Below are 20,408 nucleotides of genomic sequence, written 5' to 3' on the forward strand. Positions count from 1 at the left end.
GGGCTAAAGCCCACCCTACAAATGATAAGGTGAAGATATGAGTAAACAAATAAAACAACTGTTAACTAATGAACTTCAAAGCAAGTTTAAGGGTGTAAACGAATTCATCGTTGTAGATATGACCGGTATCGACGGCATAGCGAACAACCAGCTTCGCGAAAAACTCCTCGAAAAGAAAATCAAAATTACAATGGTTCGCAACGCAATGATGCGTCATGCAATGAAAGCCCTGGAAATGCCGGCGGCAATGGATCTGTTTGTTACAGGTTCCTGCACGGTCGCAGTCGGCGGCGCAAGCATCGTCGATCTGGCTAAAGAGCTCGACAGCCTTGCCAAGCAAATGCCAATCAAATTCAAAGGCGCATACCTTGAAGGCACAAGCCTTGACGCAGCGGCAGCTAAGGGTCTGGTTAGTATGAAAACCAGAGCCGAACTGCAGGGCGATATTGTTATGCTGGCCAATGCACCGGCAAGAAGACTCGCATCACAGATTGGCGCACCAGCATCGAAAATCGCAGGCTGCGTAAAGACAATTATCGAAAAAGGCGAGAAAGAAGCCCCAGCACCGGCGGCAGCGTAAAGAAAATCAAAAATTAAATATCAAAAATCAAAATAGTGGAACCGCCTTGTGGCGGGGATGTTTTAAAATTAAATAAGCTTATTGTAAGTGTCCCGCAAGGGTTAAACGCGGCGGTGTAGCTGCGGCAGGTGCAAAAGCGCAGAATATAGGAGTATATGACAATGTCAGACAAAACATGGAGTCCTGAAATCACACAGTTAGGCGACGCAATCGTAAAGCTGACCCTTATGCAGGCAAAAGAATTAGGCGATTACCTGAAAGAAGTTCACGGCATCGAACCTGCAGCAGGCGGCGCAGTTATGATGGCAGGCCCGGCAGCAGGCCCGGCAGCAGTCGAAGAAAAGACAGCTTTTGATGTTATCCTGAAAACAGCCGGCGATAAGAAAATCCAGGTTATCAAAGAAGTTCGCGCTATAACAGGTCTGGGTCTGAAAGAAGCAAAAGACCTTGTTGACGGCGCTCCAAAGCCAGTTAAAGAAGGCGTAACCAAAGATGAAGCTGAATCGATGAAGAAACAAATCGAAGCAGCCGGCGGCACAGTAGAGATTAAATAAGTGATAATAATCAGGGTGCCTGGTCTAAAAATCAGGCACTCTGATAAATTTTTGGTGAATTGAATAATGAAGATTGAAGATTTATTGTAATAACGGTCTGGTGAAAATATAAATTTTCAATCTTCAATTTTAAATATTAAATTAGTTTACGGGAGTCTGTAAATGGGCATAAAACCAATTCGCGATTTCGGCAAGATTCAGGATGCTATCGAAGTTCCAAATCTTATCGAGGTTCAGCGCGCAAGCTATGATAGATTTCTTCAATCTGATATGGCTTATCAGAAACGAAAGCTAATCGGTCTGGAAGCTCTGTTTAGAGAGATATTCCCAATCGAAAGCTACGACAAGACGATGAGTCTTGAATTTATCGGCTACGAACTCGATAAACCTCGTTATAGTCCCAACGAATGCAGAGAACTTCGCCTGACTTACGGCTATCCGTTGAAAATACGCTGCAGATTGAAACGCAAAGACGCTGATGACGTTGCAGAGCAGGTTGTATATCTGGCAGAAATCCCAGTTATGATCGGCGGCGGCGAATTTATCATCAACGGTGCCGAGAGAGTAATCGTAAATCAGCTCCACCGTTCGCCCGGCGTTGACTTCCTTATCGAAAGCAAGGAAGGCGACAGAGTTCTGCACGGCGGAAGAATTATTCCGGAACGCGGAAGCTGGATTGAAATATCCGTTACACGCAAAGATGTTTTAATCGTCCGCATCGACCAGTCGAGCAAAATTCCGGCTACGATGTTCCTGCGTGCAATGAATGAAGAATACGGCAAGATTGACCAAATTCTAAGACTGTTCTACGAAACCAAAACCGTAACAGTTGATAAACTCGACCCGCTGATGTGGGCGGTTGGTCCAATCGTCGATACTGAATCCGGCGAAATTATCGTCGAGGGCGGTACGCAAATCGGCGACAGAGTCGGACAAATCGAAAGAAGTGCGATAAAGAAACTTGAAGTGATAGCGAAAGCGGCTGACCCGCTTGTATTAAATACACTGGCGGAAGACGACTGCGAAAGCCACGAAGAAGCACTGCTGAAACTCTATGCAAGACTTCGTCCGGGTAATCCGCCGAATGTTGAAAAAGCGAAAATCCTGTTCCGTGAAAAATTCTTCGATGCTGACCGTTACAGACTTGGCAGAGTCGGCAGATTCAGACTGAACAGAAAATTCAAACAGAACATCAACGAAGATGAAATGACTCTTAAGCCTGATGATTTTCTTAATACAATTAAGTATATCATCGGACTGCGAAATAGTCAGGGCGTTATTGACGATATCGACCATTTGGGCAACAGAAGACTGCGTACAATCGACGAACTTGCGGCTGATGAAATCCGCAAAGGTCTGCTGAAACTGCGCAGAACTGTTCAGGAACGTATGAGTATGAAAGAGCCGGGACAGATTGAAAGAATCGCCGACCTTGTCAACTCAAAGAGCGTTTCGAGCAGTATCGAATACTTCTTCGGCAGAGGCGAATTGAGCCAGGTTGTTGACCAGACGAACGCGTTAAGTCAGTTGACTCATGAACGAAGACTGTCAGCTTTGGGACCGGGCGGTTTGAACAGAAAACGCGCGGGCTTCGAAGTTCGCGACGTTCATATAAGCCATTACGGCAGAATTTGTCCGATTGAAACGCCGGAAGGCACGAACATCGGTCTTATCGCATCACTTGCGATTTTCTCGAAGGTTGACGAATACGGATTCCTTCTTACGCCATACAGCAAAGCTGAAAAAGGCAAACTTACAGGCGAAGTAGTTTACCTGCGAGCTGATGAGGAAATGGAAGTAACGTTCGCACCGCCAACGGCGATACTGTCAGGTACGCAAAAACTTCAGGACGGCGTAGTGCTTGCCCTGAAATACGGCGAACTTGCACAAATCGACAGCAAAGAAGTCAACTATGTTGACGTGTCGAGCAGGCAAATCGTCGGTATATCGGCGGCTCTTATCCCGTTCCTCGAACACGACGACGCGAACAGAGCGTTGATGGGCTCGAACATGATGAGGCAGGCTGTGCCGCTTTTACTGACAGAGCCTCCACTTGTTACGACAGGTATGGAACCGCACGTGGCAGCGAACTCGAGTATGGTTGTTCGTGCTCGCCAGACCGGTACGGTTACAGCCGTTGATGCCAGACAGATTGTCATCAACGATACAGATATATATGAACTTGAAAAATTCGTCGGACTCAACGAAAGAACGTGCCTGAATCAGGTTCCGCTTGTTTCGCTTGGTCAGAAAGTCAAGAAGAGCGAAATAATCGCAGACGGCGGCGGAAGCGGCAGAGGCTCTTTGGCTCTGGGCAAGAATGTTCTTGCTGCGTTTATGACTTTCGACGGATTCAATTTTGAGGATGCCATTTTAATCAGTGAAAAACTTGTGAAAGAAGATGTTTTCACAAGCATACATATTGATGAATTCAGCGTTGAAGTACGCGAAACGAAACTCGGACGCGAAGAGTTCACTCGCGATATTCCGAATGTCGGCGAAAAGGCACTTCGCAATCTCGATGAAAGCGGCGTTGTTCGCGAAGGTACACGCGTTGACGCAGGAGATATTCTTGTCGGTAAAGTATCGCCGAAGAGTAAAACCGAACTTACACCGGAAGAAAAACTTCTGCATGCGATATTTGGCAGAGCCGGCGAAGATGTAAAGAACGATTCGCTGGAACTTCCGAGCGGGTATAACGGCATTGTTATCAAGACGAGCCGATTCACACGCAAAGGCGCAGGCAGCGATGAGATGAAAAAGATACAGAAGCAGAAGATGAAGGACTTCGAGGTAAAGATGAAACAGCATCAGTGCCTTGTCTTCAAGCAGATGATAGACGAAATCGGCGAAAAAGTCGAAGAAGTTTCGATGGTCGACCCGACAACAAGACAGAAAGTCGGAGCAAGCGAAGATACCGAAGTTATCTTTGAGCAGATTCAGAACTTCGACCTTTCGTGGTGCAAACCGGCCGGTGCAAGAGCGGCGGCACAGGTAGTCATCGAAAAATATATGCCAAGGATTAAAGACCTTGCAGAAGAAACGAAGATTAAACTTGAACGTATGAAGCACGGCGATGAACTGCCAAGCGGCGTTCTTGAAATGGTTAAAATATACGTTGCGACAAAACGTACTTTGAGCATCGGCGATAAAATGGCCGGTCGTCACGGTAATAAAGGCGTTATCGCCAGAATTATGCCTGTCGAAGATATGCCGTTCCTTCCGGACGGTACGCCAATCGATATCTGTTTGAATCCGCTGGGCGTGCCAAGTCGTATGAACGTCGGTCAGATTCTTGAGACGCACTTAGGCTGGGCTGCGAAAGTACTTGGCTTCGATGCTGTAACGCCGGTGTTCTCTGGTGCAACAGAAGATGAAATTAAACAGGTTTTGATGGATGCCAATTTGCACGTGGTAAATCGCACTAAAGAACTCGAAGCTAAAAGACAGGCTCCGCCGGCTAATGAGATTTTTGCTCAAATCGACGAAGATATGAAAACACAGCTATATGACGGCAGAACCGGTCAGGCTTTCGAACAGAAAGCGACAGTCGGTTATATCTATATGATGAAACTGCATCACCTTGTCGATGATAAGATTCACGCTCGCTCGACAGGCCCATACAGCCTTATTACTCAACAGCCTCTTGGCGGTAAGGCCAGAACCGGCGGTCAGAGATTCGGCGAAATGGAAGTTTGGGCGCTGGAAGCTTATGGCGCAGCTTATACATTGCAGGAATTGCTGACAGTCAAGAGCGACGACATCGAAGGCAGAACTAAGATTTACGAATCAATGGTCAAAGGCAAAAATACTCTCGAAGCCGGTACGCCAATTTCCTTCGATGTGCTTTGCAGCGAAATTCGAGGTCTGGGATTGAATATCCAGCTCGAAAAAAAGCAAGTAGGCAATAAGGGACTGTAAACTAAATTTAAAAATCAAAAATTAAAATTTAAAATTGTGGATTCGGCCTAAAGGCCGAGAGTATTTAGATGATGACAATTTTAAATATTTGAGTAGTGAAAAGATACTTAGTCTGGAGTAAAAAATAAATGGCTGAAAGTATTTATGATAAAATAAATGATTACGGTTCGGTGAAAATCAGTCTTGCCAGTCCGAACGATATTCGAAGTTGGTCGTTCGGCGAAGTACGCAAGCCGGAGACAATCAACTATCGAACATATCGTCCGGAAAAAGACGGACTTTTCTGCGAAAGAATTTTTGGCCCTGAAAGGGACTGGGAATGTTCATGCGGAAAATACAAAGGCACGAAATTCAAAGGCATCATCTGCGACCGATGCGGCGTTAAGGTAACGCACAGTAGAGTCCGCCGAAAAAGAATGGGGCATATCAACCTTGCTGCGCCTGTTGTGCATATATGGTTCTTCAAAGCAATGCCTTCCAGACTCGGCTCGCTGCTGGCGATGAAAACAATCGACCTGGAAAAAGTTGTTTACTTCCAGGATTATCTGGTAACCGACCCGGGTCAAAGCCCGCTGAAATACAAACAGCTCCTGAACGAAGAAGAATATCGCGAAGCTGTTACTAAATACGGCAATTCATTTAAAGCGGCAATGGGCGCTGAAGCAGTTAAAGAACTTCTGATTCAGTTGGATCTTGATCAGCTTGCAGGCGAACTTAAAGCCGGAATGGCCAAGACAAGCAGCAAACAGAAAATCAAAGATTTGACGAAAAGACTGAAAACAGTTAACGCCATCAAGGGCAGCCCCAATAAAGCTGAATGGATGGTGATGGATGTTACGCCGGTGATTCCGCCGGATCTGCGTCCGCTGGTTATGCTCGAAAGCGGCAATTTCGCGACAAGCGATTTGAACGATTTGTATCGCAGAATCATCAACAGAAATAACAGACTTAAAAAACTGATGGACCTTAACGCTCCTGAAGTTATTATCCGCAACGAAAAAAGAATGCTTCAGCAGGCGGTTGACGCGCTGTTCGATAACGGCAGATGTAGAAGACCGGTACTCGGCAGTAATAACAGGCCGCTGAAGAGCTTGACAGATATGATTAAAGGCAAGCAGGGACGCTTCCGTGAAAACCTGCTCGGTAAACGTGTCGATTATTCAGCACGTTCAGTTATCGTTGTCGGTCCGCATCTTAAATTACATCAATGCGGTCTGCCGAAGAAAATCGCGCTTGAACTTTTCCAGCCGTTCATTATTCGTGAACTGAAGGATAGAGGTTTCGCCGATACAATCAAGAGCGCAAAGAGAATGCTCGAAAGACGTGATGAGCAGGTATGGGATATTCTTGAAACGGTAATCGATCAGCATCCTGTATTGCTCAACCGTGCTCCTACACTGCACAGAATGGGTATCCAGGCGTTCGAGCCGGTGCTTGTCGAAGGTAACGCTATCATGCTTCATCCGCTGGTATGCAAAGGCTTCAATGCTGACTTCGACGGCGACCAGATGGCCGTTCACCTTCCATTGAGCATCGAGGCACAAGTCGAAGCTCATACGCTGATAATGGCAACCAATAACGTATTTTCACCAGCGAACGGCTCGCCTATGGTCAGCCCTTCACAGGATATCGTGCTTGGAAATTACTATATTACAGTAGCACGTAAAGACGAAAAAGGCGCCGGAATGCTTTGTGGTTCGCAGCAAGAAGCGATCACAGCTTACGAACTCGGCAAAGCATCGATTCATGCACTGTTGAAAATCGCGATTCCAAAAGGCAGAAAAGTTGTTACCGACAGCGGCGTTATCGAAAGTCCTGGCGTAATCGAAACAACTCCGGGCAGATGCATTTTCAATGAAGTGCTGCCGCCGGAAATGGCATTCTATAATATTTTGATGGGACAGAAATCTCTCAAGAGAGTTATTAACGACTGCTTTGCGGTAACACAAGGCGCAAAGAGTCTTGATCTTCTTGATAATTTAAAAGAACTCGGTTTCAAATACGCGACATTGGCAGGCTTAAGTTTCGGTCTGACTGATTTGAGAATTCCGCCTGAAAAACAGGGCATTATTGACAAAACTCAAAAAGTCATCGACCGTATTTATAAGAGCTTCAACGACGGCGTTTTGACCGAAGGCGAAAGATACAATCAGGTAATCGATGCCTGGACTCACGCACGTGTCGCTGTAACCAACGCGATGATGCAGGGTCTGAAAAACGAAATGCGCAATGGCAAGCCTTATCTGAACCCAATCTATTTGATGAGTGATTCTGGTGCGAGAGGCAGCGTTGACCAGATTCAGCAGCTTGCAGGTATGCGTGCTTTGATGGCGAAACCAAGCGGCGAAATTATCGAAACACCAATTAAGTCAAACTTCCGCGAAGGTTTGAACGTTCTTGAATATTTCAGTTCGACTCACGGTGCACGTAAAGGTTTGGCTGATACGGCTCTTAAAACAGCTGACTCCGGTTATCTGACAAGAAAACTGGCGGACGTCGCTCAAAACGTAATCGTCAATGAAATTGACTGCGGTACATTGCAGGGTATTACAAAGACTACACTGTACAAGGGCGAACAGGTTGAAATTCCGCTACGAGAATTGATTATCGGCAGAACGGCACGCGATAACATCCGCAACCCGATTACCGACGAAATGATTGCCCGCGAAAACGAAGTTATTACTCCGCAGGCGGCAGATAAAATTGAACAGCTCGGATTGGAATCGATTCGTGTTCGCAGTCCGCTTACATGCGACAGCGCACTTGGCATTTGTGCAAAATGCTACGGCTGGGATCTGGGCAAATCGAGACTCGTCGAAGAAGGCATGGCGGTCGGTATTATTGGTGCTCAATCAATCGGCGAGCCTGGTACACAGTTGACAATGCGTACATTCCACACCGGTGGTATCGCGAGCCGTGCTATTCTTGAAAACGATCAGAAATCGCCAAGAGACGGCGTTATTCAATACAGAGACCTAAACGTTGTGCCTGTGAAACAGGAAGACGGAACAGATATATATATCGCTCTTAAACGAAACGGCGAAATGGCGCTCGTTGACGAAAAGGGCAGAGAATATGATAAATTCAAAGTACCTTATGGTGCTATAATTGACGTAAAAGACGGCCAGGAAGTAAAAGCAAGAGAAAAGCTGTTCTCCTGGGATCCGCACAGAGTGCCTATCCTTGCTGAAATCGGCGGTGTTATTCGCTTTGTCGATATTATCGAAGGCGAAACAATGCAGGTCGAAGAAGAACGCAAGGGCCAGAAAGGCAAGCCTGTTGTTATCGAACATAAAGGCGATAAACATCCGCAGGTCATTATCGAAGATGAAAGCGGAAAGATTCTTGATGTTCACTACTTGCCGGCAAAGGCTCGTATCGAAGTTATCGAAGGCCAAAAAGTTCAGGCCGGTCAGCTTCTTGCACGACAGCCGCGTGGTGCGTCCGGTACACAGGATATTACCGGCGGTCTGCCTCGTGTAACTGAAATCTTCGAGGCACGCAAACCGAAAGAACCGGCAGCGATGGCTGAAATCAGCGGTCGTGTTGAACTCAAGAGTGATAAACGCCGCGGTAAAATGACAATTATTATCCGCAGCGAAAAGATGGAAAAGGAACACCATGTTCCTCGCGACAGGCACTTGAACGTTCACACTGGCGATAATGTTGAAGCGGGCGACCCGTTGACAGATGGTCCATTGGTTCCGCACGACATCTTGAGAATCAAGGGTGAAGAAGCGTTGCAGAGGTATCTGCTTGCGGAAGTTCAGAACGTTTATCGTTCGCAGAATGTAACTATCAATGATAAGCATATCGAAGTGATTCTGACGCAAATGCTGCAGAAAGTCGAAATCGATATTGTCGGCGACAGTGCTTTCCTGCCGGGCGATATTATTCCGAAACATACATTCAAGAAGGTAAATGAAGAACTGTCGCAAAGTTTGAAAATCGCCGATGCGGGCGAAACAGACCTTGTCGTCGGACAGGTTTATACCAAACAGCAAATCGAAGCGGCGAACGAAAAGGTCGAAAAACTCGGCGGCGAACCCGCAAAGGGCAAGAAGCCACGACCTGCAACCGCAAGAACCCTGCTTATGGGTATAACCAAGGCTTCATTGCAGTCGGAAAGCTTTATCTCGGCGGCCAGCTTCCAGGAAACAACTAAGGTCTTGACGGAAGCGGCTCTGGGTGGTAAAGTAGATGACTTACTCGGTTTGAAAGAAAACGTCATTCTGGGTCATTTAATTCCGGCGGGTACTGCTTTCAGGCCGCACCTTGAGATGAGGGTTAAACACCTTGCCAAGGCTCCGTTGCCGAAAGAACTGGCAGAATTGAAGGAAACACATGATGCCGAAGCACAGGCTGAAGCAGCTGCAAGAGCGGCTCTTGGTCTTGAGTAATTAAAATTTATAGTTTAAATTTGGAATAAAATAAGGAAAAATATGCCAACGATTAATCAGTTAGTGAAAAAAGGCAGAGGCCATAAAGGCAAAAAGCGTATATCCGATATTACGGGCTGTCCTCAAAAAAGAGGCGTATGTCTGATTGTAAGAACACAGACGCCCAAGAAACCAAACTCGGCTTTGCGTAAAATCGCTCGTGTCCGCTTAACCAACGGCAAAGAAGTAACTGCCTATATTCCGGGTATCGACCATAACCTGCAGGAACACAGTACGGTTCTTATCCGCGGCGGCAGAGTAAGAGACTTGCCTGGCGTTCGTTATCATATCGTCCGCGGTACACTGGATTCAGCAGGTGTTGCAAACAGAAAACGCAGCCGCAGCAAGTATGGCGCTAAAAGAAGTTAAAAGTTAAAAGTGAAAAGGCTATAAAATGGCAAAAAAGTTTACAGCTTCCGTAAAACAGTTAAAACCGGACGGAAAATTCAGTAGCAAACTTGTTTCCAAGTTCATCAACTCAATGATGTGGCAGGGAAAGAAGTCAACCTCAACACAGATATTCTATAGTGCTTTGGATATCGTGGCTTCCAAGGTAAAGGATGTTGCGCCGCTTGAAATATTTGAGACGGCTATCAATAACGTCAAACCACACCTTGAAGTCCGTTCCAAAAGAGTCGGCGGTGCAAGCTACCAGGTGCCAATGCCCGTTAATCCGAAAAGACAACAGTCTCTGGCTTTCCGCTGGATACTTGCTTCAGCAAGAGGCAAAAAGGGAAGGGCAATGCACGAAAGACTTGCAGCAGAACTGTTCGATGCTTACAACAAGCAGGGCGGTGCTATGACAACTCGCGAGAATATTCATAAGATGGCCGAAGCCAACAAGGCTTTCGCTCATTTTGCCTGGTAACAACGTAATAAAAAATATGCCACGGTTGGAGTTTTTAATAATTTGACCGTGGCATTTCTCTTTATTTAAAATTTAATATTTAAAATTAAACCAAGCATTCAGCGAATAGCCTCAAAGTATTCAAGTTTTAAATAGTTCAATTTGAAATTATTTTTACAGAATTAGTTTAATTAGAAAAGAATAGAAGAAAATAAAATGCCAGAATCATTATCAAAAATCAGAAATATCGGAGTAATGGCTCATATCGATGCAGGCAAAACAACCTTCAGCGAGCGAGTTCTATATTATACAGGTAAGACCTACAAAATGGGCGAAGTACACGAAGGTACCGCTGTTATGGACTACCTCGAAGAAGAACAGCAAAGAGGTATTACAATAACAAGCGCAGCAACGACCTGCCCGTGGAAAAAATGGGTGTTCCATCTTATCGATACGCCGGGACACGTGGACTTTACAGCAGAAGTTGAACGTTCACTTCGTGTGCTGGACGGTGCTATCGCTGTGTTCGATGGTTCCGAAGGCGTACAGGCACAAAGTGAAACAGTCTGGCGTCAGGGACAAAAATATCATCTGCCTTGTATTTGCTTCATTAACAAGATGGATAAAATCGGCGCAGATTTTGAAATGAGCGTAAACAGCATCAGAGAAAAACTTGCCGCTCATCCTGTTGCTCTGCAGATTCCAATCGGAGCGGCTTCAACATTTGAGGGTCTGATTGAACTTATCACAATGAAAGCCGTTTATTTCAAAACTGAAAAACTCGGCGCAACTGTTGAAGAAGCTGAAATTCCAGAAGAGATGAAAGCCGAGGCTGAAAAATGGCGTCACGATATGCTTGAGGCGCTTGCAGAATTCGACGACCAGCTTATGGAAAAATATGTTCATAACGAGCCTGTCGGAGAAGAATTAATTCACAAGGCAATAAGAAAAGGAACAATCTCCGGCAAACTTCATCCTGTGTTCGTAGGCTCTGCGCTGCGTTATATCGGCATCCAGAGGGCATTAGACGGCGTCGGCATGTATCTTCCTTCTCCGGTTGACAAGCCTGAAATTATTGCTCATGAGCCAAGCGGTGACAAAAAGGAAGTAATCGTAAAGTGCGATACGCATAAACCTTTTGTCGGTTTGGCGTTCAAAATTATCGCGGACAAACACGGCGATTTGACTTTTATCAGAATTTATCAGGGTGTGTTGAAAAACGCCACCCGAGTTCTTAACGCGAATCGCAACATAAAAGAAAATGTTACTCGTCTGTTTAAAATGCACGCAAGCAGCAGAGAAAATGTTGAAACGGCAAAGGCCGGCGATATCGTAGCATGTATCGGTTTGAAAGATACGATGACAGGCGACACGCTGTGCGATACGAAACATCCTGTGCAGCTTGAGAACATTAAGTTCCCTGAAGCTGTTATAAGTATGTCGATTGAGCCAGAAGGTGCGGGCGACAGAGATAAACTTCCTACCGGTCTTGCGGCACTTCGCAAGGAAGACCCGACTTTCCAATTTAAATATGACCCGGAAACCGGCCAGACAATTATCAGAGGTATGGGCGAACTGCACCTTGAAATTATACAGCACAGACTTACACGCGATATGAAAATCAATGTCAAAGTCGGCAGACCAAAAGTCGCTTACAGAGAAGCATTCAGCAAGAAAATCGAACAGGAAACAAAATTTGTTCGTCAAACGGGCGGTCACGGTCAGTATGGCCATGTTGTTATTATAATGGAACCGCTGCTTGATGAAGAGGGCAGATTCAAAAAAGAAAACGAATTTGAGAACAAAATTATCGGAGGCACAATTCCGAAAGAATATATTCCAGCGGTTAAAAGCGGCGTAATGGAAGCACTTACCAGCGGCGATTTAGCGGGCTATCCTGTTGTCGGCGCTAAAGTTTCGTTAATTGACGGTTCTTTCCATACTGTCGATTCATCCGAATTGGCATTTGAACAGGCCGGTATGCTGGCTGTTCGCGAAGGTCTCAAAAAAGCAGGCAGTATACTTCTTGAGCCGATTATGAAATTAGAGGTAACAATACCAGATACTGAATTCGGCACGGTTCAGGGCAATATAATCAGCAAACGCGGATTAATTACGGACAGCAGAATGCACGGCAATTTACGAACAATTGACGCTAATGTACCGCTTTCCGAGATGTTTGGCTATTCGAGCGAACTCCGCAGTGTAACCAGCGGAAGAGGCACTTTCGTGATGGAACCGCTGACTTATGAAAAAGTTCCTGAACAAATTGCAGAAAAAATTTTAGCAGGCTATTGACGGATTAAAAAAGTTCTGGTATAACTCTTAATTCCTAAGCCGTAGCGAGCGTTTCAATAAGAAATGCGTTTCAAGTTGGGCTGATTAACATATCAGAGATACTTCTGAACGATTTGGACGGCAAATGTAGGCTTCATGGCCGTAAAATGACGACAACAGGACTATGATAGTCTTGTAATAGATAAAAATTTAGCGAAAATATATAAAAAATCGCATTTTCAGCATTATTATAGTTGATTTTGTAAAATAAATGAGTATCCTCTTATGTTTTCGCCTCTGAAGGCGATGGGCGAAGTAGATTTTTGTAGCAATAGGATATATATGGCAGTTGAGACAGAAAGAATCAGAATAAGAATGGAAGCGTACGATCCGCGTGCGCTGGACACATCAGCTCGTGAAATAGTAGAGCAGGCACGCAGAACTAACGCTCGTGTCAGCGGTCCGATTCCGCTTCCAACCCGTATTGAAAGATACACTGTTCTTAGAAGTCCGCACGTTGACAAGAAAAGTCGTGAACAGTTTGAGATGCGCACTCACAAGCGTTTGATAGATATCTACGAAGCCAATGCAAGGACAGTAGAAGCTCTGAATCGTCTTGTAGTACCGGCCGGTGTGTTTGTAAAGATTAAGGCATAATTTGGAATATAAAAAAACGTAAAGTACAAAGTGAACTTTACGTTTTTCTTTTTAGAAGCAGTAAGGCAATATAACTATGATGCTTATTGGTAAAAAAGTTGGAATGACGCAGATATATGACGAAGCAGGGAAAATCCAGCCTGTAACAGTTATCCTGGCCGGTCCATGTGTCGTTACGCAGGTAAAGACTGTCGAAACTGACGGCTATAACGCTGTTCAGGTCGGCTTTGATGATGTAAAGGCTTCTCGTATGACCCAGGCCAAAGAAGGTCATGCCAAGAAGGCCAATACAACCGCAAAAAGATGCGTTCGTGAAGACAAGTTCGAAGGCAAAGACGCTCCTTGCAATGCAGGCGATACAATAACGGTCGAGGCATTTGCTGAAGTGAAATATGTTGATATTACCGGCACAAGCAAAGGTAAAGGTTTTGCCGGCGGTATGAAACGCCATGGTTTCGGCGGTATGCCCGCAAGTCACGGTACTGAAAGAAAGCACCGTTCACCTGGTTCTATCGCAGGTCATGCGGCAAACAGAGGCTGGGGTGGTAAGCCGGCAAAAGGCAAGAGAATGGCCGGTCATATGGGAGACGTAAAAATAACAACTAAAAATCTCGCACTTGTGAGTATAGATACAGAAAAAAATCTGCTTGTCGTAAGAGGTGCCGTTCCAGGCGCTGCGGGCGGATACGTGATAATAAAACAAAGTAAGGGAAAGAAATAATTTAGGTTCAAGTACCTTAGAGCAGTAAATTTTCGCGATTGAAGGGTAATGCGTTATTTTAAAAGCAATACCCGCGGATTAATGGAAAGAGTCAATCAGGATTAGTATAATATGATTACTATAGCAGTACATAACAGAGAAGGTAAAGAAATTGACAGCCTCAAAGTCGATGAAGCGGTTTTCGGCGGACGCATAAGGCACGCACTGCTCAAACAGGCAATCGTAATGTACAACGCTAACAAGCGAGTCGGTACAGCAGCGACGAAAAGCAGAGGTATGGTCGAAGGTTCTACGAGAAAACTTTATAAGCAAAAAGGCACGGGTAATGCTCGCGCGGGTACTGTTCGTCAGAACATTCGCCGAGGTGGCGGTGTTGCTTTCGCAAAGGTCGCGCGTGACTTCGGTAAAGATATGCCGAGGAAACAAAGACAGCTTGCAACGGATGCTGCAATTCTTGCAAAATTGAAAGTCGGAAACGTCGTTATTATCGATGAGTTGAAATTTGAAAAACCAAAGACAAAAGATTTTGTCAAGGTTCTTGGAAATTTGAAAATCGAAAGAACATGTGTTGTTGCAATCAATCAGTCTGACGAAAATCTTTATATGTCGACCAGAAACTTGCCGGGCATATCAGTTATGAAGGCAATCGAACTCAACGCAGGCGAAATATGCAATAAGCAAAAAATGCTCTTCACCAAAGAAGCATTTATGGGATTGATTGAAAAGGGTAAGAAAGATTAATTTATTTCCCCGCCACATGTGCGGGGGCTAAATAAAACGGATAAAAATATGGACGATCATGAAATAGTAGTAAGGCCGCTGATAACAGAACAAAGCACGCATTTGGCGAATACAAAAAATGCTTACGCTTTCGAGGTTAATCCGGACGCAAACAAGCCGCAAATTAAAGCAGCGATTGAGCGGTTGTATGAAGTAAAGGTAAAAGAAGTCCGCACGGCCAATCGTATCGGCAAAAAAAGCCGGAGAGGCAGATTTACCGGACAGAAATCAGACTGGAAAAAAGCAGTCGTTGTGCTTGATGAGAAATATCATATAGATTTATTTTAATGCCCTTTAGGGCAGTAAGTTTTCGCGGTGAAACGCAGTTTATTTTTAAGAGTTTTTTCCGCGGATTAACGGAAAACTTTAATCAGGATTAATGAGTTGCAGATATGGGTATAAAAATATACAGACCAACATCTAACGGACGCCGAAACCAGTCGGTGAATGATTACGCAGAACTGACAACGGCCAGTCCGGAGAAAAGTCTTTGCGTAAGAATTAAAAAGGCCGGCGGTAAAAATAACCACGGCGTAACGACTTGCAGATTCCGCGGCGGCGGTGCAAGAAAACTTTATAGAGTTATCGATTTCAAACGCAACAAAGACAATGTGTCGGCGACGGTTGAAACAGTTGAATATGATCCGAATAGAAATTGCTTTATTTCTCTTGTTGGTTATGAAGACGGTGAAAAGCGATATATACTTGCTCCGCAGGGGTTGATGGTCGGACAGAAGATTCAAAGCGGTCTTGAGGCGGAACCGAAAGTCGGCAACGCAATGCCGTTGTCAGCGATACCGGTCGGCGTTGAAATTCATAACGTCGAAATGACAGCCGGTCAGGGCGGCAAACTTGTACGAGGCGCAGGCCTTGCAGCAAGATTGATGGCTCGCGAAGGCGAATGGGCGACAGTTGTTCTGCCAAGCGGCGAAATGAGAATGCTGCGAGTAGAATGCAGAGCTACAATCGGTACGCTTAGCAATCCGGATTATCAGAATATCAAAATCGGTAAGGCCGGAAGATGGCGTCATACCGGCAGAAGACCGCACGTTCGCGGTAAAGCCCAGAACCCAGTCGCTCATCCGATGGGCGGCGGTGAAGGCAGAGCTAACGGCGGAAGACATCCGTGCTCGCCGACAGGTGTTCTTGCTAAGGGCGGCAAGACAAGAAATCCGCGTAAGGTAAGCGGCAGGAAAATAGTACGCAGAAGAAAAACCAATCGCGGTGTACAATTAGTGCTGTAAAAAAGTTTGCGATTGAGACGACTGAATGAATTTAGTCTCAACCGTGAAGTGAAGTAATAAAAGTAAAATCGGAACAGTATAATTTGAGGTAATAATGTCTCGTTCGTTAAAAAAAGGACCGTTTGTTGATGCAAAACTTTTAGCAAAAGTTGTTAGGCAGATTCAGACTGGAATCAAAGACCCTATAAAGACCTGGTCGCGACGCAGCACAATCGTTCCGGAATTTGTAGGTTATACTTTCATGGTTCATAATGGGAAAGTATTTAATAAAGTATTCGTAACAGAAGAAATGGTCGGTCATAAGCTGGGCGAATTTTCGGTGACACGTATTTTCCGTGGTCATTCGGGCGTAAAAGCAGCTGAAGCCGCGGCGAGTTAAGGTGAAACAATGTTAAGCGCAAAAAAGCTTGATAAATTAATTAAATCTTCGGGCACAAACGTAGCAGAACTGGCCGAGAAAATTGCTCGTACCGGTCTGGAAAAGAAACAGGCGACAACTGCTTTGAAGAATTGGCGTAAGGGCTTGAATAGCCCGATTGCCGGCAAAGCTGATGTTGAAGCAATAGCACAGGCACTGGGCGTTGAGCCGACAGATATTTCTGAATGGCGATGTACGGTAAAATATGCACCGTCAGCGCCAAGAAAAGCCGCACTTGTTACAGAGTTGATTGCCGGCAGAGGTGCGCAGGAAGCACTCGATTTGCTTAAGTTCACGCATAAGCGTGCATCTTATATGATCGACAAGGCACTGAAAAGCGCAATCGCAAACGCAGACGAAGATTCGGCAGATGTTGAAAGCCTTTATATCTGCGAAGCGCGCGTTGACGGCGCAGGCGTAAGAGTCGGCACGAAAAGATTTATCGCCAAAGACAGAGGCCGTGCACATAGTTTGAAAAAATTAGCAAGTCACATTCATATTACTGTGACGGAAGCGAAATAATTTAAGGACTTATTATGGGTCAAAAAGTACAGCCAATTGGTTTTAGAACAGGCATAAGGTTGCCGTGGCAGAGCACATGGTTCGCTCCAAAAGCCAACTACGGTCAAATGCTGGTAGAAGACCATCGCATCCGCAAATACGTGGATGATAAATTCAACAAACAGCCGCCGTTCGCAGCAGTTTCTAAAATTGAAATAGCAAGAACACGTAATGAAGTAAAGGTAACGCTTCATACAGCTCGTCCGGGTATGGTAATCGGACCAAGAGGCGCTGAAGTTGACAAGTTGAGACAAGATCTTGAACAGTTAATCGACAGACAGGTAACTGTCAATGTTATGGAAATAAAAGAGCCGTCATTGGATGCACGACTTGTTGCTGAAGCAATAGCAGAGCAGATTAAGAAAAGAGTCGCTTTCCGCAGAGCTATGAAACAGCAGACCGAATCGTCGATGCAGGCCGGCGCAAAAGGCGTGAAAATTATTTGTTCAGGTCGTCTTGGCGGAGCCGAAATGGCACGCAAAGAGACCCAGATGGAAGGCAGTATTCCGCTTCATACAATCGATGCCGATGTTGATTACGCTTCAATCGGAGCGACTACAACTTATGGCGTTATCGGTATAAAGGTTTGGATTTATAAAGGTAAATTTGGAGCCCAGATAGAAGAACAAGGTCAGGATACTCCGCGGAGAACGCTGCACAGGCCAAGAGCGGCAAGAAGAATTGAACGCAACTCCGGGCCGAGACGTGAATACTCAAAGCCTGCACAGGCAGCACCGAGCGATTCATCGCCAGCGACAGAAAATAAACAGTCTTAATACAAATAAAATAGGGAAACAGTTATGGCTCTGATGCCAAAAAGAGTTAAATATCGTAAAAGTCAGCGCGGCCGAATGAAAGGCAACGCGACAAGGCAGAACTATGTAGCCTTCGGCGAATACGGCCTGCAGGCGCTGGAATTAAGCTGGATAACGGCCAGACAAATAGAAGCGGCAAGAGTTGCTGCATCGCACTATCTGCACAGAGCCGGCAAGGTTTATATCAGAATATTCCCGAGCAAATCCATATCCAAGAAACCGCTTGAGACAAGAATGGGTAAAGGTAAAGCGGAAGTTGAACAATGGGTAGCAGTTGTGAAACCCGGTATGGTAATGTTCGAAATGGGCGGAATCGGCGAAGATGTAGCGAAAAGGGCAATGGCCAGAGTCGCACATAAAATGCCGATTAAATGCAGATTTATTACAAGAAGACATACGGTATAAGGTGTAGTGATGGAAGCAACCCAGATAAGAGAAATGAAATCGGAAGACAGAACAGTTGAGCTCGAAAAACTCGAGAGGGAACTGTTTACTCTGCGAACAAGAGCTGAAACTGAAAAGCTTGAAAATACGCACCTGTTGCGGAATATCAAACGTGATATCGCCAGGTATAAAACAATAATCAGACAAAGCCAATTGAAGGCCTAACAGATGACAGAACAGAGAAAACAAAGAAAGACGATTCGCGGCACGGTAGTAAGTCGCAGCGGCGATAAGAGTATCAAGATAGAATTGACTTTTAAAGTCAGACATCCTGTTTACGGGAAACTTGTAAAAAGAACGACCCGATTTGGTGTTCATGATGAAAAAAACGAGGCCGTCATCGGTGACTTGATTGAAATCATTGAATGCAGACCCATGAGCAAAACCAAGTCGTGGCGATTAGTACAGGTAGTGCAGAAGGCACCGGAACAAATATAAAATCAGGTATTAAAGGACAGAACTTTGATTCAGCAAAGAACAATGATAGACATAGCCGATAACTCCGGCGTACGCAGAGCACAGTGCATTAGCGTGCTCGGCCGCAGCGCTGCCAGTACCGGCAAGTATACACGCTGCACCGCGGCAGTCGGCGATATAATCTGTGTGGCCTTAAAGAAGTATCTGCCCACTTGTCAGCTTGACAGGAAAAAGGTTTACAGATGCGTGGTAATCAGAACCAAACGACCGATTCGCAGGGCTGATGGCAGCTATGTCAAATTTGACAGCAACGCAGCCGTGATTATCGACGCTGACGGCAATCCAATCGGCACAAGAATTTTTGGTGCAGTAGCAAGAGAACTAAGAGAAAAGAATTATATGAAAATCGTTTCTCTGGCAAGCGAGGTCGTATAATGGCAAAGAATGTTAAAAAAGGTGATATGGTTGAAATTATAGCCGGTGCAAGCAAAGGCACAACCGCAAAAGTAATGCGAGTATTACCTTCCGAAGGTAGAGTTATCGTTGAAGGCATTAACAGAAGATTCAAACATGTAAAGCCGTCACGGAAATATCCGCAGGGCGGAAGAATTCAGGTTGAAGAACCAATTCACATCAGCAATGTGCTTCCGGTTAGTCCGAAAAGCTCGGCTGGTACGAGAGTAAGATTCGTAACTGATGGCAAAGGCGTAAAAAAACGCGTCTCTTTGGATGGTTCTGAAATAGGTATTTTGAGAAAAGCGAAATAATAATAGTTATGAGTTTTGAGTGTTGAGTTCTTAGTTGAGACTCAAACTGAAAAACTAAAAACTTAAAACTAATAAAAGGTTTTTTTAAATGGCAAGGTTAAAAGATTTATATAAGTCGAAGGTTGTTGCGACACTTAAAGAAAAGTACGAATATTCAAGCTCTATGGCAGTGCCGAGAATGCTTAAAATTGTAATTTCTATGGGCGTCGGCAAGGCAACGCAGGATAAGAAATTTATCGAAAGCGCGACTGCTGATTTGGCATTGATTTCCGGCCAGAAGCCGTTACTTTGCAAGGCAAAGAAAAGCGTATCGAACTTCAAAGTTCGTCAGGGCGACCCGACTGGTTTGAAAGTTACGCTCCGCGGCTTTCGTATGTTCGAGTTTATGGACAGACTTATCAATCTTGCGATTCCGCGAGTAAAAGACTTCCGCGGATTAAATCCAAAGAGCTTCGATGAGGCTGGGAATTATTCGATGGGTATCAGTGAACAAACCATCTTTCCGGAAATCGACGCTGCTAAAGTTGAAAACGTTCAGGGTATGAACATAACGTTTGTAACAACGGCTAAAACAAATGATGAAGCAAGAGAAATGCTTAGATTGTTTGGAATGCCGTTCAGGGAGTAATACCAGTTAGGGTAGAAAACTCTCGCGATTGAAAAGATACGTTATTATTTTAAAGTGCTTATCCGCGGATTAGCGGGAAAATTTAATTAGGATTAACAGAATGACAACCAAAGCTCTAATGAATAAAAGTCGGCAAAAGCCCAAATTTACGACAAGAGTGTATACACGCTGTCAGATTTGCGGCCGAGCCAGAGCGGTTTACAGGAAATTTATGATTTGCAGATTGTGTCTGCGAAAACTCGCATCGGAAGGCAAGATTCCAGGCCTGAAAAAAGCGAGCTGGTAATAGACGAATTGAAATTGATATTTAAAATTGAAAATTAATTAATAGGGTATAT

Annotated in this window: 21 protein-coding genes and 1 pseudogene; all 22 read left to right on the plus strand. The window is 45.0% G+C overall.

What is annotated here, in order from left to right; all coding sequences use genetic code 11:
• Window positions 1-37: 37 nt before the first annotated feature.
• The 22 genes and pseudogenes from rplJ (at window position 38) to LLF92_03240 (ending at window position 20,356) form a co-directional block, all read left to right on the plus strand.
• The gene (gene rplJ / locus LLF92_03135; protein MCE5340105.1) at window positions 38-580 is read left to right on the plus strand and encodes a 50S ribosomal protein L10; all 543 of its coding nucleotides are present in this window, start codon (window positions 38-40) and stop codon (window positions 578-580) included.
• A 161-nt stretch (window positions 581-741) separates the two neighbouring features.
• Complete coding sequence (gene rplL, locus LLF92_03140; protein MCE5340106.1) at window positions 742-1,134, plus strand: 50S ribosomal protein L7/L12; 393 nt, start codon at window positions 742-744, stop codon at window positions 1,132-1,134.
• A 162-nt stretch (window positions 1,135-1,296) separates the two neighbouring features.
• Window positions 1,297-5,055, plus strand: coding sequence for a DNA-directed RNA polymerase subunit beta (gene rpoB, locus LLF92_03145; GenBank protein ID MCE5340107.1), 3,759 nt, complete (start codon window positions 1,297-1,299; stop codon window positions 5,053-5,055).
• A gap of 128 nt (window positions 5,056-5,183) precedes the next feature.
• Window positions 5,184-9,455 carry a DNA-directed RNA polymerase subunit beta' gene (gene rpoC, locus LLF92_03150; GenBank protein MCE5340108.1) on the plus strand — a complete coding sequence of 1,424 codons (4,272 nt, stop codon included), beginning with the start codon at window positions 5,184-5,186 and terminating at the stop codon, window positions 9,453-9,455.
• Window positions 9,456-9,497: 42 nt separating this feature from the next.
• Window positions 9,498-9,863, plus strand: a complete 366-nt coding sequence (rpsL, locus tag LLF92_03155) for a 30S ribosomal protein S12 (protein MCE5340109.1) — start codon at window positions 9,498-9,500, stop codon at window positions 9,861-9,863.
• A 25-nt stretch (window positions 9,864-9,888) separates the two neighbouring features.
• Window positions 9,889-10,362: a 30S ribosomal protein S7 gene (rpsG, locus tag LLF92_03160; protein MCE5340110.1), complete on the plus strand. Its 474-nt coding sequence runs from the start codon at window positions 9,889-9,891 to the stop codon at window positions 10,360-10,362.
• 195 nt (window positions 10,363-10,557) lie between these two features.
• Window positions 10,558-12,639 (plus strand): elongation factor G, encoded by a 2,082-nt coding sequence (fusA, locus tag LLF92_03165; GenBank protein MCE5340111.1) that lies wholly within the window; start codon window positions 10,558-10,560, stop codon window positions 12,637-12,639.
• A 321-nt stretch (window positions 12,640-12,960) separates the two neighbouring features.
• Window positions 12,961-13,275, plus strand: coding sequence for a 30S ribosomal protein S10 (gene rpsJ, locus LLF92_03170; protein ID MCE5340112.1), 315 nt, complete (start codon window positions 12,961-12,963; stop codon window positions 13,273-13,275).
• A gap of 76 nt (window positions 13,276-13,351) precedes the next feature.
• Window positions 13,352-13,996: a 50S ribosomal protein L3 gene (gene rplC / locus LLF92_03175; protein MCE5340113.1), complete on the plus strand. Its 645-nt coding sequence runs from the start codon at window positions 13,352-13,354 to the stop codon at window positions 13,994-13,996.
• A 111-nt stretch (window positions 13,997-14,107) separates the two neighbouring features.
• Window positions 14,108-14,737: a 50S ribosomal protein L4 gene (gene rplD / locus LLF92_03180; protein ID MCE5340114.1), complete on the plus strand. Its 630-nt coding sequence runs from the start codon at window positions 14,108-14,110 to the stop codon at window positions 14,735-14,737.
• 48 nt (window positions 14,738-14,785) lie between these two features.
• A complete protein-coding gene (gene rplW / locus LLF92_03185; GenBank protein ID MCE5340115.1) occupies window positions 14,786-15,064 on the plus strand; it encodes a 50S ribosomal protein L23 in 279 nt (92 codons plus the stop codon).
• A 104-nt stretch (window positions 15,065-15,168) separates the two neighbouring features.
• Entirely contained in the window at window positions 15,169-16,020 is an 852-nt protein-coding gene (rplB, locus tag LLF92_03190) for a 50S ribosomal protein L2 (GenBank protein ID MCE5340116.1), read from the plus strand.
• A 94-nt stretch (window positions 16,021-16,114) separates the two neighbouring features.
• Window positions 16,115-16,399: a 30S ribosomal protein S19 gene (gene rpsS / locus LLF92_03195; protein MCE5340117.1), complete on the plus strand. Its 285-nt coding sequence runs from the start codon at window positions 16,115-16,117 to the stop codon at window positions 16,397-16,399.
• Window positions 16,400-16,408: 9 nt separating this feature from the next.
• The gene (gene rplV / locus LLF92_03200) at window positions 16,409-16,960 is read left to right on the plus strand and encodes a 50S ribosomal protein L22 (protein MCE5340118.1); all 552 of its coding nucleotides are present in this window, start codon (window positions 16,409-16,411) and stop codon (window positions 16,958-16,960) included.
• Between the two features lie 14 nt (window positions 16,961-16,974).
• Window positions 16,975-17,604 (plus strand): annotated as a pseudogene (gene rpsC / locus LLF92_03205) (30S ribosomal protein S3).
• Window positions 17,605-17,799: 195 nt separating this feature from the next.
• Entirely contained in the window at window positions 17,800-18,219 is a 420-nt protein-coding gene (rplP, locus tag LLF92_03210) for a 50S ribosomal protein L16 (GenBank protein ID MCE5340119.1), read from the plus strand.
• Between the two features lie 9 nt (window positions 18,220-18,228).
• On the plus strand, window positions 18,229-18,423 hold the full coding sequence (rpmC, locus tag LLF92_03215) for a 50S ribosomal protein L29 (GenBank protein MCE5340120.1): 195 nt from the start codon (window positions 18,229-18,231) through the stop codon (window positions 18,421-18,423).
• Between the two features lie 3 nt (window positions 18,424-18,426).
• Window positions 18,427-18,696, plus strand: coding sequence for a 30S ribosomal protein S17 (gene rpsQ, locus LLF92_03220; protein ID MCE5340121.1), 270 nt, complete (start codon window positions 18,427-18,429; stop codon window positions 18,694-18,696).
• A 24-nt stretch (window positions 18,697-18,720) separates the two neighbouring features.
• The gene (rplN, locus tag LLF92_03225; protein ID MCE5340122.1) at window positions 18,721-19,110 is read left to right on the plus strand and encodes a 50S ribosomal protein L14; all 390 of its coding nucleotides are present in this window, start codon (window positions 18,721-18,723) and stop codon (window positions 19,108-19,110) included.
• A complete protein-coding gene (locus tag LLF92_03230; protein ID MCE5340123.1) occupies window positions 19,110-19,442 on the plus strand; it encodes a 50S ribosomal protein L24 in 333 nt (110 codons plus the stop codon). The genes rplN and LLF92_03230 overlap by 1 nt, the downstream gene beginning before the upstream one ends.
• An 88-nt stretch (window positions 19,443-19,530) precedes the next feature.
• Window positions 19,531-20,070, plus strand: a complete 540-nt coding sequence (rplE, locus tag LLF92_03235) for a 50S ribosomal protein L5 (GenBank protein MCE5340124.1) — start codon at window positions 19,531-19,533, stop codon at window positions 20,068-20,070.
• A gap of 100 nt (window positions 20,071-20,170) precedes the next feature.
• Window positions 20,171-20,356 (plus strand): type Z 30S ribosomal protein S14, encoded by a 186-nt coding sequence (locus LLF92_03240; GenBank protein MCE5340125.1) that lies wholly within the window; start codon window positions 20,171-20,173, stop codon window positions 20,354-20,356.
• The last annotated feature ends 52 nt before the right edge of the window (window positions 20,357-20,408 follow it).

The sequence above is a fragment of the Planctomycetaceae bacterium genome, from assembly GCA_021371795.1.
In the GTDB taxonomy this organism is placed as follows: Bacteria; Planctomycetota; Phycisphaerae; order Sedimentisphaerales; family UBA12454; genus UBA12454.